The organism is Bacteroides muris (ex Afrizal et al. 2022) (genome assembly GCF_004793475.1).
Classification (GTDB): domain Bacteria; phylum Bacteroidota; class Bacteroidia; order Bacteroidales; family Bacteroidaceae; genus Bacteroides; species Bacteroides muris.
This window is the reverse complement of the sequence record NZ_SRYZ01000072.1, coordinates 1-13,676: the sequence shown is the minus strand read 5'-3', so window position 1 is coordinate 13,676 and position 13,676 is coordinate 1. Positions and strand designations below refer to the sequence as shown.

The following is a 13,676-nucleotide window of genomic DNA, read 5'->3' as shown; positions in this document are numbered from 1 at the left end:
TTATTTTAGTTATGGAAACAAAGGAAAAAGAAAGATTGGAAAGCACCAACTAAATAGAGAACAAATATAGGACTACGGGGCGTGAAAAAAAATTCACGCCCTACAACAAAGAATTAAGTACATGGTAAACAATAACTTATATCGATATAACGATTTGATACCCTTCCCTCTCCGGCACAAAACAAATTTGAACGGAACCATCTGCCTTAAACATCTTTTTCAGTAAACTGATTGCTTTCCGGCGGCGCGCATCTAAATTCAAATCCTCTAAATGCCAACCGCAAATGGCGGCAATCTCATCATTGGTCAAAAAGAAATCGGGTGCCTTGGCAAAACCAAGCAACAACTTGGCGGCTTGCGGCGTGCAGTTCATAGTACCTTCTTCATGAATCAGCGTATGGCACACGGCATCAAATATATATTCGCCAAACCGAAAGACTGTTTCCGGCACCTTCGGAGTTTCTTCCTCCTTATGCATCCGCAACCGGACATAAAACACCAATCCTGCCAACAGCACGAGTAAAAAGAAAACGGACAACAGCCGCAATAAGGAATCGGTCCAATCCACGTAACGCCGAAAATCAAGTTGCATATAAGCTGTCAACTTCATTGTGTACATGCCATCCAAGTAATAAGTGCCCAAATCGTATTGCAAGGCCCTGACAGACTCTTCTCCCGCAAACGATTCCTGACAAACAGCTTTTCCCAAGGGATTGACTTTAAGAAAAAGTGCACATGCGACTCTGCCATACCGGACATTCATTTCATCCTCCCACTCCAGACAAATCTTTTCCAATGGGAATTTTCCACAATTGTTCAGCATATTGGCTTTACCTCCTAGTGTCTCTAATGGAAACAACCCCCGCGCTTCTTTCAATGAATCTACCTCTACTTCAAGTTCACCAGTCTCCGATATTGATTTCCGTTTAGCATACTTTTTGCCATCATCAGATTTAAACACATAACACATCTCCAACTTATCAAATTCCCGGTTTATCACCCGTTCTGCAACATTGCGCAGTGTTTGTATCGCCACTTCCCTTGCCTCACCCTGCCCCTGACGGGCATTATCACACCACACTGCTCCCCAAGAAAGCGCCACTACCGCAATGGTACCTATCCATATCATCAGGATATTCTTATTATGTTTCCTTACTTTATATCTTGCAAAGTTAAACATTTTCCCTGCCAATTCTACAAATGCACAAATATTTGCCTCACGGCTTTTCATTTAAACCACATCCTTCAAACACCTCCATCTTTCCCTCAATCGTCCTATCCATCGGCTTTTCCGGTAAAACTTCTTTTATTCGCACTGTCGCATCCCACGATTGAAATATCCTAATCTTCGCCTATCATCGGCCACACACGAAAAATTCAGCAGAAAACAAACAAGTAGTGAATGATTATGTATATCTTTGCAAAAACAACAATGACAACACCCATGAAGATACTTTATTCTATTTATCAGGTATGCTTCGCACTGCCTCTCCTGCTGATACTGACTATCCTTACAGCATTGGTCACCATCATCGGTTCGTTGACAGGAGGAGCGCATATCTGGGGGTACTATCCCGGTAAAATCTGGTCACAGCTCATCTGCTATATCCTGCTTATCCCGGTGGAGGTGCATGGAAGGGAGAAACTGCACAAACATACTTCTTACGTGTTTGTGCCCAATCACCAAGGTTCCTTCGATATATTCCTGATATACGGATTCCTGGGACGGAACTTCAAATGGATGATGAAGAAGAGCCTGCGTAAAATCCCGTTTGTCGGTAAGGCATGCGAAAGCGCAGGACATATCTTCGTCGACCGTTCCAGCCCCAAGAAGGTGCTTGCCACCATGCGGCAGGCAGAATCGTCTTTGAAAGACGGCGTGTCACTGGTAGTTTTCCCCGAAGGGGCACGTACCTTCACGGGACACATGGGTTACTTCAAAAGAGGCGCTTTCCAGCTGGCGGATGAACTGCAACTGGAAGTGGTGCCCGTCACGATAGACGGCTCGTTCGAGATTCTTCCACGTACCGGAAAGTGGATACACCGCCACCGGATGATACTGACCATCCATGAGCCTATTCCTCCCAAAGGGAAAGGGGCAGAAAACATCAAGGCAAGCATGAACGAGGCTTATGCGGCAGTGGAGAGCGCATTGCCGCATAAGTATAAAGGGATGGTGAAGAACGAAGACCAGGACAGATAAAAGCATAATGATAAACGGGAATGCCTGAATATCTTGATAGGATATTCAGGCATTCCCGTTTATCATTATGCTCATTCTTATTTATTTCTGTCCTCCTGCAGAAGCATTTTGCTTCATGCGTTTCTGCTCTTCAATCAACTGCATGTTTTCCTTCGCCTTCGTAAGGTAATCCTTCACCAGTTTGTCTTCTTTAAAAGACAAGGGAGCAGTCCTCATGATGTCCTCAATTTGCGGAGTCATCACCGGATAGGGCAACGTGCTGCACATCATCATAAATACGCTTGGTCCCAGCACATTCTCAAAGTTATCTACGATGAACTGACGGACGTAGTCGTTCATCTCCTTCACAAGTGTTTCGCCCTCCTTTGCCAACTGTCCATGCACATCATCCAGATTGACACCGTCCAGCACCATACGCGCCTCTTTCCGCTCCAGCTCCTCTATCTTCACTTCCAAGGAATTGCGTTTGTCTATAAACTCATACAGTTTGTCATTCAAAGGAGTCCCTTTGGCAATCAACTGGGTATTGGATATGGAAATCACAATCTTACCGTCTTCCAGCACCAAAGGCATAATACCCTCGTGGTCCATATAAAGAGTCACCATCATCACGGAATCGGCCCGCCCCTTCATCTTGAAATGTCCATGGATGACCTCTGCCGAGTCAACGTTCACCCATTGTCCGTCCTGAAGCGTCTTGAGGAACAACATCTTTCCGTCAAGGCTGGCCACCGAAGAACTGCCCTCTATCTTATACTTGCGGTTGCAAGAAGTAAAAAGCACAAGCAAGAGCAAAAAGGGCAAAATGCGGTTCACACTCATTCTAATCATGCAAGAAACTATTTTTGAATTACACCCGGCAAAGGTATTAATATTCCTTATAAACCAAATAGAAAGAAAGGATTTTTCATTCGGTTTACGTATTTTTGCACAAATATAAATTATAAAACATAAAGGAAATACACATGTCAACCTATGCACCTTTTGCTAAACCGCTCTACGTAATGCTGAAACCGGTAGGTGCGGTATGCAACCTGGCATGCGATTATTGCTATTATCTGGAGAAATCCAAACTATATAGAGATAACCCCAAGCATGTAATGAGCGAGGAACTTCTGGAAAAGTTCATCGAGGAGTACATCAACTCACAGACTATGCCCCAGGTATTGTTCACTTGGCACGGCGGAGAGACACTGATGCGTCCGCTCTCTTTCTACAAACGGGCCATGGAACTGCAAAGGAAATACGCCAACGGACGCACCATCGACAACTGTATACAGACCAACGGCACGTTGCTCACCGACGAATGGTGCCGGTTCTTCAGGGAGAACAACTGGCTGGTGGGTGTCTCCATAGACGGGCCGCAGGAGTTCCATGACGAATACCGGAAGAACAAGCAGGGCAAGCCCTCTTTCGTCAAGGTGATGCAGGGCATCAACCTGCTGAAAAAGCACGGTGTGGAATGGAACGGAATGGCAGTGGTCAATGACTACAACGCCGACTATCCGCTGGATTTCTATAACTTCTTCAAGGAGATAGGATGCCATTATATCCAGTTTGCCCCCATCGTGGAGCGCATTGCCCCCCACGGGGACGGACGCCATCTTGCCTCTCTGGCAGACAAGGAAAAGAACACACAGCTGGCGGACTTTTCCGTCACTCCGGAACAATGGGGAGATTTTCTCTGCACCTTGTTCGACGAATGGGTGAAGCAAGATGTGGGCACTTACTACATACAGCTGTTCGACTCTACCCTTGCCAACTGGATAGGCGAACAGCCGGGTGTCTGTTCCATGGCAAAGACTTGCGGACATGCAGGTGTCATGGAGTTCAACGGAGACATATATACGTGCGACCATTTTGTTTTCCCCGAATACAAGCTGGGCAATATCCATCAGAACACTCTGGTGGAGATGATGTACGGCGAACGGCAACAAGCTTTCGGGCTGATGAAGCAGCAATCACTCCCCACTCAATGCAAGGAATGCGAATGGCTGTTTGCCTGCAACGGCGAATGTCCCAAGAACCGTTTTGCACGCACAGCCGACGGGGAGCCGGGGCTGAACTACCTTTGTGCAGGATATCATAAATTCTTCAGTCATGTGGCCCCATACATGGACTTCATGAAGAACGAGCTGATGAACCGGCGCCCGCCTGCAAACATTATGGAAGCAATAAGAAACAACGCCATAAAGCCATAAGACAACAGCAATGGCAATGAAAATCAGGAACATTACTTAACTATTGATTATATGAAGATTACATTTAAGAAAGGTTTACTCGCGGCTGTTGCCGCACTGACAGTCTGCACTGCACGTGCAGACGAAGGAATGTGGTTGCTGCAACTGATGAAGCAGCAGAACTCCATCGACATGATGAAAAAGCAAGGACTGAAGCTGGAGGCTGATGACCTTTACAATCCCAACGGTGTGTCACTGAAGGATGCCGTAGGTATCTTTGGCGGTGGCTGTACCGGCGAAATCATCTCTCCGGAAGGTCTGATTCTGACCAATCACCACTGCGGATATGGTGCCATACAGCAGCACAGTAGCGTAGAACACGATTATCTGACAGATGGTTTCTGGGCTATGAACCGTAGTGAGGAACTACCCACCCCGGGACTGAAATTCCGCTTCGTACATCGCATTGTAGACATCACCGACCTTGTCAACGCTAAGATAAAGGCAGGTGAAGTGACAGAAACCGATGCGCTGACTTATCCCTTCCTCAGCAAACTGGCAAAGGGAGAGCTGGAAAAGAGCGACTTGAAGGGCAAACCCGGCATTGAAGTGCGCGCACTCCCCTTCTATGCGGGAAACAAATTCTATATGTTCTACTATAAGGTATACAGCGACGTGCGTATGGTTGCCGCCCCTCCCTCCTCGGTAGGCAAGTTCGGTGGTGAAACCGACAACTGGATGTGGCCGCGTCACACGGGCGACTTCTCCATGTTCCGCATCTATGCCGATGCCAACGGAGAGCCGGCTGAGTACAATGCGAACAACGTACCCCTGAAAACGCCGAAGTTCCTGCCCATATCCATCAAAGGCCTGAACGAAGGCGACTACGCCATGATTATGGGTTTCCCCGGCAGCACAGAACGCTACCTCACCCAGAGCGAAGTGAAGCAACGCATGAACGCCGTGAACCAAGCGATGATTGACATGCGCGGCGTACGCCTCGAAGTGCTTCGCAAGTATATGGATGCCAGCGACAAGACCCGCATCCAGTACGCCAGCAAGTTTGCCGGAAGCAGTAACTACTGGAAGAACTCCATTGGTATGAACAAGGCAATCATCGACAATGACGTGTTGGGCGCCAAAGCCGAAATCGAGAAAAAGTATGCCGCCTTTGCCCAAGGAAAACCCGAATACGAGGGTGTGGTAGAGAAAATTGACGCCATCATCGAGAAAAGCACCCCCACGCTGCGCCAGCTCTACTATACCAACGAAGCATTGCGCGGTGCTATCGAATTCGGCAGTACCTACCTTATCATGGACAACATAAAAAAAGCGCTCAAAGAGAAAAACGACTCATTGCTGCAAGCTTCGAAAAAGCAGTTGGAAAATGCATACGATGGCATCCACAATAAAGACTACGACCACGAAGTGGACCGCGCCGTGGCCAAAGCCATCCTGCCCGCCCTTGCCAAGGCGCTGAACGCCGACGAGCTGCCCTCCTTCTACCAAACCATCAACGAAGAGTTCAAGGGCGACTACAACGCATACGTAGACAACATTTACGACAACTCCATCCTCTCCAACCGCAAGAACCTGGACAAGTTCCTGGCAAAGCCCACCGTGAAAGCCATCGAGAAAGACCCTGCTACGGCTTACTCACTCTCCAAGAACGAGAAACTGCAGGAACTCGGAAAGAAATACATGGAACTGGGAAGCGGAATGGAACTGCTCCACAAGGCCTACATTCGTGGCTTGGGCGAAATGAAACAGCCCGTCCCCTCCTATCCGGATGCCAACTTCACCATGCGCCTGACTTACGGTAACGTAAAATCATACAGCCCGCGCGATGCCGTACACTACAACTACTATACCACCGCCGACGGTATCCTTGAAAAAGAGAATCCCGAAAACCGCGAGTTCGTGGTACCCGCCAAGCTGAAAGAACTGATCCAGAAGAAGGACTTCGGACGCTACGCCATGAAGGACGGCATCATGCCGGTTTGTTTCCTCACCACGAACGACATCACCGGCGGCAACTCCGGCAGCCCCGTCATCAACGGCGAAGGCCAGCTCATCGGATGTGCCTTCGATGGCAACTGGGAGTCATTGAGCGGTGACATCAACTTCGACAACAACCTGCAACGTTGCATCGCACTGGATATACGCTACGTGCTCTTCATCCTCGACAAGCTGGGCAACTGCGGACATTTGATAAACGAAATGAACATCGTAGAATAAATAAAAGCCTCTGAGAAATTACTCCCCATACTGAATGGCATTCACTATACGACTGAATGCCATTCAGTCGTATACTTAACCCTATTCAGTATACGACTGAATAGTACCCCTCTCAGATACTCTTCTAACGCATATCATCATGAAAAGAATCCTATTATCATTATTTATTACATCCGCCTTTGCCACGGTTCACGCCGACGAAGGGATGTGGATGCTCACCGACCTACAAAAGCAGAACGAAGTAGCCATGACGGAACTCGGACTGCTCATCCCCACCAACCAAATCTACAATCCCGACGGCATTGCCCTGAAGGATGCCGTGGTGCATTTCGGCGGCGGATGTACCGGCGAAGTCATCTCTGCCGAAGGCCTGGTACTGACCAACCACCACTGCGGCTATGGCGCCATACAGCAACATAGCTCGGTGGAACATGACTACCTGACCGACGGTTTCTGGGCCATGTCGCGCGAAGAGGAGCTTCCCTGCAAGGGACTCACCGTCACCTACATCGACCAGATACTGGACGTGACAGACTACGTAAACGAACAACTAAAAACCGACGACGACCCGAACGGCACCAATTATCTGTCTCCCAAATACCTGAAGACAGTAGCCGACCGCTTCGCTCAGGCCGAAGGCATCGCCTTGACGCCCGGTCGCAAACTGGAACTGAAAGCCTTCTACGGTGGAAACAGATACTATCTGTTCGTAAAAACCACCTATAGCGACATCCGCATGGTAGGTGCTCCCCCCTCCTCCATCGGCAAATTCGGAGCAGACACCGACAACTGGATGTGGCCCCGCCACACGGGAGATTTCTCCATGTTCCGCATTTATGCCGACAAAGACGGGAAACCCGCCGCTTACAGCCAAGACAACGTTCCACTGAAAGTGAAGAAACATCTCACCATCAGCCTTGACGGCTATCGCGAGGGCGACTTTACCTTCGTCATGGGATTCCCCGGACGCAACTGGCGCTACATGATTTCCGACGAGGTGGAAGAGCGTATGCAAACCACCAACTTCATGCGCCACCACGTGCGCGACGTACGCCAGAAAGCCCTAATGAAGCAGATGCTGAAAGACGATGCCGTACGCATCCACTACGCCAGCAAGTATGCTTCTTCCGCCAACTACTGGAAAAACGCCATCGGTATGAACGAGGGTCTCGTCCGTCTGAAAGTATTGGACACCAAACGTGCACAACAAGAGGCACTCCTGGCACGCGGCCGCTCGCTGAACGACAATAGCTATCAGCAGGCATTCGACCAGATACGCACCATCGTAAAGCAACGCCGTCTGGCGCTCTACCACCAGCAGGCCATCCAGGAAGCGCTGGTGACGGGACTCGATTTCATGCGTCTCCCCAGTACCGCAGGACTGGTGGCTGCCTTGAAGAACAAGGACAAGGCAGCCATCAAAGCAGCCAAAGACAGCCTCCAGAAGGCAGCCGACCGCTACTTCGCCTCTGTCCCCTTCCCCGAAGTGGAACGTATCGTCGGCAAGGAAATGCTGAAAACCTATATGAAGTATATCCCTGCCGAACAACGCATCGGTATTTTCCAAATCATAGACAAGCGCTTCAAGGGCAACAGCGACGCTTTCATCGACGCCTGCTTCGAGCACTCCATCTTCGGCAACAAGGAGAACTTTGCCAAGTTCATCCGCAAGCCCAGCCTCTACAAGATTAATACAGACTGGATGGTCTTGCTGAAATATTCCATCACCGACGGCCTGCTTCAGACCTCCATTGCCATGATGGATGCCAACAAGAACTACAATGCCGCCCACAAGGTATGGGTAAAGGGAATGATGGACATGAAGCTTGCCAACGGCCGGCCCATCTACCCGGATGCCAACTCCACCCTGCGCCTGACCTACGGAAAAGTGCTTCCCTACACTCCGGCAGATGGTGTGAAATATGATTACTACACCACTCTGAAAGGAGCCATGGAGAAGGAAGACCCTGATAACTGGGAGTTCGTTGTTCCTGCCAAACTGAAACAGCTGTACCAGGCAAAGGATTTCGGACGTTATGCCATGCCGAACGGCGAGATGCCCGTCTGCTTCATTGTCAACACAGACAATACCGGTGGAAACTCCGGCAGCCCCGTGTTCAATGCCAAAGGAGAACTGATAGGTACCGGCTTTGACCGCAATTACGAGGGCCTGACTGGCGACATTGCCTTCCGTCCGTCCTCCCAACGAGCAGCATGTGTAGACATCCGCTACACCTTGTTCATCATCGACAAGTATGCGGGAGCTTCGCATCTCATTGAAGAGATGACGATTAAATGATAATTTAGCGAACAAATCCTCCTCCCATTTTGTTATAAATACAAATAAATAAAATAGAAAGGGAAATATTATGGAAAAATTTAAAGAATTGATACAATCAGAGAAGCCCGTTTTAGTTGATTTCTTTGCAACCTGGTGTGGCCCGTGCAAGGCCATGCATCCGGTACTGGAAGAGCTTAAAAACGAAATAGGAGATGCCGCCCGTATCGCCAAAATAGATGTGGACCAGCACGAAGAACTTGCTGCCCGCTACCGCATACAAGCTGTACCGACATTTATCGTATTCAAGAAAGGTGAAGCCGTATGGCGCCATTCGGGTGTCATCAGCGGCAAGGATTTGAAAGCCGTTATAGAACAAAACTCTTAAAAAGAAGAAATGAAGAAGATTATAACAATGACCATCCTTGTGCTCTCCAGCATGCTGGCCTACGCTCAAACAAGCGGAGAGGTTGTCGTCATGAACAAAGCTATGTTTATCAAGAATGTGTTCGACTATGAGAAATCCCAGGACTGGAAATACAAGGGAAGCAAGCCTGCCATCATAGACTTATATGCCGACTGGTGCGGACCTTGCCGCAGGGTGGCTCCCATTATGAAGGAACTGGCCAAAGAGTATGCCGACAAAATCATTATCTACAAGGTCAATGTGGATAAGGAAAAGGAATTGGCTGCATTGTTCAACGCAACAAGCATCCCTCTTTTTGTATTCATCCCCATGGACGGAGAACCTCAACTCTTCCGCGGAGCAGCCGACAAGGCTACCTACAAAAAGGCGATTGACGACTTCTTACTGAAAACAGAATAGTTCAGAATAGAAATAAAAAACTCCTGACCACCCTACAAAAGGCAAGTCAGGAGTTTTTTATTGTATTCTACGCACTCAAAGCACAATAGGTATCTCTCTCCATTCTCCCCCGTGCAGTTCCATCACCGATTCATATCCGGCCTCCCTCAAGGCACGTAAGGCTTCGGGACGTCCGCTGTTTATCCGTTCCGGATAGTGCGAATCACTGTTTACCTGTACGCGTATACCCAAGTCGTGCAGATAAGAGAAGTATCGCTCATTGGGATAGAAAGTACCCAGGTCATGACAGGCTTTAGTGTTGACTTCTACCTGATAGCCGCGACGGGCAATATCTGCGAAGTACGCCCTGACCAGCTCGTCGTACCAAGGCTCGTCCAGCAATCCCGGGCGATAGCATGCCGCATTGTAGTGCATCTTATCGGCATGACCCACAATATCGAAACCTCCCAGCTCGAGCATCCTCATCAACCGGCCGTAATAGAGACGGACCACATGCTCCAAATCACCGCAGAAATGTCCGTCTATAATGGTCTTAAAGGTATCCGCAGGTACATCTACATCCACCACTTCCCCTTTGTCATTGTAGAGAAGATGTACAGAACCGATACGGTAGTCCAACGGCAATTCCCTGAAACGGGCGATGGACGGATTACTCGCTTCATTCAGATAATCAATCTCCAGACCGATATACAGTTCGATACGTCCGGCATACTTCTCCTTCAGACGGTGGAATTCAGACAGATAATCGTCCATCCTATCCCACTCCATAGTCCATGCCGTAGAAAAAGGCAATGGAGCATGCGATGAAAAGCCGTATGATGTAAAGCCTTCACTCAATGCAAAACGCACAAAGTCCTCCATGCCGGCACGTCCGTCGCAAAAAAGACTATGACTATGATAGTTCGTCAGATTTCTCACTTTCCCAATTCTATAAAATTTTTAATTCTCAATTTCAGGCTTCAGTTCGATTCGATCTCGCTCAACTCCAGCCAGCGCAATGTCTTTTCATCAATCAAGTCCGACAATTCCGGCAAACGTTTCGACTTCTCCGTCAGTTCGTCCACAGACAAAGTACCGCTGCACAAAGCTTCTTCAATCGCTTTCTTTTCGGTTTCCAGGTCGGCTATCTCTTGTTCCAATTGCTCAAACTCGCGCTTTTCCTTGAAAGACATGCGGCGCTTCTCGTTCAGACGCACCTTCACCGTCTTGTCCTCCTGAGTCTTGGCGGCTGTTTTCTCTTTTTCCTTCTCCTGATGGGCTTTCGCATCTTTCCAGTCGCGGTATTGTGTATAGTTGCCGGGAAAGTCGCGAATGTCTCCTTGTCCGTTGAACACCAACAGATGGTCTACCACCTTGTCCATGAAATACCGGTCGTGGCTCACCACCATCACACACCCTTTGAAGTGCTGCAAATACTCTTCCAGCACATTCAACGTCACGATATCAAGGTCATTGGTCGGCTCATCCAGCACCAAGAAGTTGGGATTGCGCATCAGAACCGTACACAGATAGAGGCGGCGGCGTTCTCCCCCACTCAACTTGTAGACATAGCTGTGCTGTGTCTCGGGAGTAAATAGGAAATGTTGCAGGAATTGCGATGCCGTCAGCTTCTTGCCGTTGCCCAGTTCTATGACTTCGGCAATGTCCTGCACTACATCAATCACTTTCATCTGTTCGTCAAACTGCAAGCCGTCCTGCGAATAGTAACCGAAGCGGACTGTCTCGCCAATATCCAGCGTACCGCTGTCTGCCTGCTCCAACCCCATCAGTATCTTGATGAAGGTCGACTTGCCCGTACCATTGTTCCCAACGATACCCATTTTTTCGTAACGGGAGAAGATATAAGAGAAATCATCCAGAATCTTCAAGTCACCAAAAGATTTGTACAGATGGTCTGCCTCGAATATCTTACTGCCTATATAGGAGGCCTTAACATCCAGCTTTACATTGTCGTTATTGAAACGCTGCTTTGCCACCTTCTCCAGCTCATAAAAAGCCTCTTCGCGATAACGCGCCTTGTGTCCGCGGGCTTGCGGCATGCGGCGCATCCACTCCAGCTCCGTGCGATAGAGGTTGTTGGCACGCTCTATCTCCACAGTCTTGGCCTCGATACGCTCCTGGCGCTTCTCCAGATAATAACTGTAATTGCCTTTATATTGATAAATCTGCCGGTTGTCTATCTCTACGATTTCGGAGCATACGCGGTCGAGGAAATAACGGTCGTGCGTCACCATCAACAAGCTGAGGTTATTCCGGCGGAGATATTCCTCCAGCCACTCCGTCATATCAAGGTCGAGGTGGTTGGTAGGCTCGTCCAGTATCAGCAAATCGGGTTCAGTGATAAGAGTATTGGCAAGTGCCACACGCTTCAACTGCCCGCCGGAGAGATGTTTTACGTGCTGGCTGAAATCACGTATCTTAAGCTGAGATAGAATCTGCTTCGCCTTCTGCTCGTACTCCCAAGCTTTTTCATGGTCCATACGCACCAGAATTTCGTCCAGGCCGGGATGCCCCTCCGTCTCCATGCAACGTTCATACTCCTTGATTAGCTCGACAGTACTGTTGCCATGATGGAAGCACGCTTCGAGCACGGTCAGCTCTTCGGGATATTGCGGATCTTGCTCCAGATAACCCACACGCAAGTCACGGCGAAAGGAAATGGTGCCGTTGTCATACCCTTCCTTACCGGAAAGGATATTGAGCAACGTCGTCTTGCCACTGCCGTTCTTGGCTATCAGTCCGACACGCTGCCCCTCGGACAAGCCCAAAGAGATATTTTCGAATAGCACCAAGTCACCGAACGACTTGGTCAGGTTTTCCACCTGAAGGATTGAATTTACTGCTGCCAATGCTTTAATAGTTAAAAAATGAAAATTGAAAGTTGAAAATCACAGTACCGAGATAACCGGACCTTAGAACAAGGAGCTGTATATCTCCGGCAGATTCACTTTACCTCCTGCCTTTACTTTGCTCCAAACCAGCTTCATGGGGTCTATCCATTCACCGGTAGACATGTTCTGCAATATGGGCGCTTCCCGGTTTCCATCCACCAAGGTACGCCATTCCATACCGTCCACTTCATTGGCGAAAATAACACAAAGTACGATGCCAAGAGCCAGCCATGTATCCTTCTTCTTAGGGCTGATGTCACTTTCTTCCATAATCTGCTGCATCTTGACAACGTCTTCCTCGGCTCCCTGGAAATCTTTCTTCAACAGCTCCTTTATAGTAGTATCCACCCATTCGTATGCTTCATTAATCTGATAGATTTCCGAAAGGCGCACCGGAATTATCTCCGCCGGATACTTCACTCCATCCTTACGCGTTTCCAGCGAAGCGATAATCTTCTCCGCTTCTGCAACCGGCTCTCCTTTCTTCACCGTAAACGAGCATTCAAAGGCAACTTCATCCACGCCCGTTATCCATAAATGGGAAGTATAGTACGCACCTTCTTCCTCGAACATCTCCTTGCTATATGCGCATTCCAGCCGGCCTATCCTGACGGGAGTGGCAGAGGGGTTTTCTTTCAACTCCAGCTTCACGGAGTCCTTGCCGTATGTAGCATTCCCTTTGAAAGCCGAAATGCGAAAATTACCGGTCCACTCATTGGGATTATAGAAAAGGAAAGAACCTTCCCCATCTTCGAATTCATTCCAGTCTGCCGGATAAGTCACGGAAAACCATGCTCCCGGAGAGATAAATTTCTTGCTTTGTTCCATATATAGACTAATCTTTGCAAAGACAGTTCATACCATCTCAGCTATTTCTCGCAAAGATAGTACAAACCGAATGCAAAATAAAATGAACTTGTTCATTTTTTATGCTGAGGTGCAACCTATCTTCGCTTTTAGGGCAAAAGTAACATTACCGCCGTTGATATGCAAACAAACGAAAACCGAGTAGGAGGAACGGGATTAATTCCCGTTCCGACCTCTCACACCACCGTACGTG

11 protein-coding genes are annotated in these 13,676 nt (G+C 48.6%); 6 read left to right on the top strand and 5 right to left on the bottom strand.

Annotation, left to right across the window (positions count from 1 at the left end):
* Window positions 1-136: 136 nt before the first annotated feature.
* Complete coding sequence (locus tag E5355_RS18045) at window positions 137-1,129, bottom strand: winged helix-turn-helix domain-containing protein (protein ID WP_246866994.1); 993 nt, start codon at window positions 1,127-1,129, stop codon at window positions 137-139.
* Between the two features lie 315 nt (window positions 1,130-1,444).
* On the opposite strand from E5355_RS18045, the gene E5355_RS18040 reads away from it, so the two are divergent.
* Entirely contained in the window at window positions 1,445-2,203 is a 759-nt protein-coding gene (locus tag E5355_RS18040; RefSeq protein ID WP_136011427.1) for a lysophospholipid acyltransferase family protein, read from the top strand.
* Between the two features lie 81 nt (window positions 2,204-2,284).
* Here E5355_RS18040 and E5355_RS18035 read toward each other — a convergent pair whose 3' ends face one another.
* Window positions 2,285-3,034, bottom strand: coding sequence for a DUF4369 domain-containing protein (locus E5355_RS18035; protein WP_136011426.1), 750 nt, complete (start codon window positions 3,032-3,034; stop codon window positions 2,285-2,287).
* 134 nt (window positions 3,035-3,168) lie between these two features.
* Here E5355_RS18035 and E5355_RS18030 point away from each other — a divergent pair, with 134 nt between their 5' ends.
* The 5 genes from E5355_RS18030 (at window position 3,169) to E5355_RS18010 (ending at window position 9,725) form a co-directional block, all read left to right on the top strand.
* Complete coding sequence (locus E5355_RS18030) at window positions 3,169-4,404, top strand: anaerobic sulfatase-maturation protein (protein ID WP_136011425.1); 1,236 nt, start codon at window positions 3,169-3,171, stop codon at window positions 4,402-4,404.
* Window positions 4,405-4,455: 51 nt separating this feature from the next.
* Window positions 4,456-6,621 (top strand): S46 family peptidase, encoded by a 2,166-nt coding sequence (locus tag E5355_RS18025; protein ID WP_136011424.1) that lies wholly within the window; start codon window positions 4,456-4,458, stop codon window positions 6,619-6,621.
* Window positions 6,622-6,760: 139 nt separating this feature from the next.
* On the top strand, window positions 6,761-8,920 hold the full coding sequence (locus E5355_RS18020) for a S46 family peptidase (RefSeq protein ID WP_136011423.1): 2,160 nt from the start codon (window positions 6,761-6,763) through the stop codon (window positions 8,918-8,920).
* Between the two features lie 70 nt (window positions 8,921-8,990).
* Window positions 8,991-9,287: a thioredoxin gene (gene trxA / locus E5355_RS18015; protein WP_136011422.1), complete on the top strand. Its 297-nt coding sequence runs from the start codon at window positions 8,991-8,993 to the stop codon at window positions 9,285-9,287.
* A 9-nt stretch (window positions 9,288-9,296) separates the two neighbouring features.
* The gene (locus E5355_RS18010; protein ID WP_136011421.1) at window positions 9,297-9,725 is read left to right on the top strand and encodes a thioredoxin family protein; all 429 of its coding nucleotides are present in this window, start codon (window positions 9,297-9,299) and stop codon (window positions 9,723-9,725) included.
* A 75-nt stretch (window positions 9,726-9,800) separates the two neighbouring features.
* On the opposite strand, the gene E5355_RS18005 is transcribed toward E5355_RS18010, so the two are convergent.
* The 3 genes from E5355_RS18005 to E5355_RS17995 form a co-directional block, all read right to left on the bottom strand.
* Entirely contained in the window at window positions 9,801-10,643 is an 843-nt protein-coding gene (locus E5355_RS18005; RefSeq protein ID WP_136011420.1) for a histidinol-phosphatase, read from the bottom strand.
* Window positions 10,644-10,684: 41 nt separating this feature from the next.
* A complete protein-coding gene (gene abc-f, locus E5355_RS18000; RefSeq protein WP_136011419.1) occupies window positions 10,685-12,574 on the bottom strand; it encodes a ribosomal protection-like ABC-F family protein in 1,890 nt (629 codons plus the stop codon).
* A gap of 63 nt (window positions 12,575-12,637) precedes the next feature.
* Complete coding sequence (locus tag E5355_RS17995; protein ID WP_136011418.1) at window positions 12,638-13,444, bottom strand: DUF3805 domain-containing protein; 807 nt, start codon at window positions 13,442-13,444, stop codon at window positions 12,638-12,640.
* Between the last annotated feature and the right edge of the window lie 232 nt (window positions 13,445-13,676).

Bases quoted from the DNA above. Each gene is read 5' to 3' on its own strand.
- E5355_RS18045 (WP_246866994.1), bottom strand. From the start codon at position 1,129: ATGATATGGATAGGTACCATTGCGGTAGTGGCGCTTTCTTGGGGAGCA.
- E5355_RS18040 (WP_136011427.1), top strand. From the start codon at position 1,445: ATGAAGATACTTTATTCTATTTATCAGGTATGCTTCGCACTGCCTCTC.
- E5355_RS18035 (WP_136011426.1), bottom strand. From the start codon at position 3,034: ATGATTAGAATGAGTGTGAACCGCATTTTGCCCTTTTTGCTCTTGCTT.
- E5355_RS18030 (WP_136011425.1), top strand. From the start codon at position 3,169: ATGTCAACCTATGCACCTTTTGCTAAACCGCTCTACGTAATGCTGAAA.
- E5355_RS18025 (WP_136011424.1), top strand. From the start codon at position 4,456: ATGAAGATTACATTTAAGAAAGGTTTACTCGCGGCTGTTGCCGCACTG.
- E5355_RS18020 (WP_136011423.1), top strand. From the start codon at position 6,761: ATGAAAAGAATCCTATTATCATTATTTATTACATCCGCCTTTGCCACG.
- trxA (WP_136011422.1), top strand. From the start codon at position 8,991: ATGGAAAAATTTAAAGAATTGATACAATCAGAGAAGCCCGTTTTAGTT.
- E5355_RS18010 (WP_136011421.1), top strand. From the start codon at position 9,297: ATGAAGAAGATTATAACAATGACCATCCTTGTGCTCTCCAGCATGCTG.
- E5355_RS17995 (WP_136011418.1), bottom strand. From the start codon at position 13,444: ATGGAACAAAGCAAGAAATTTATCTCTCCGGGAGCATGGTTTTCCGTG.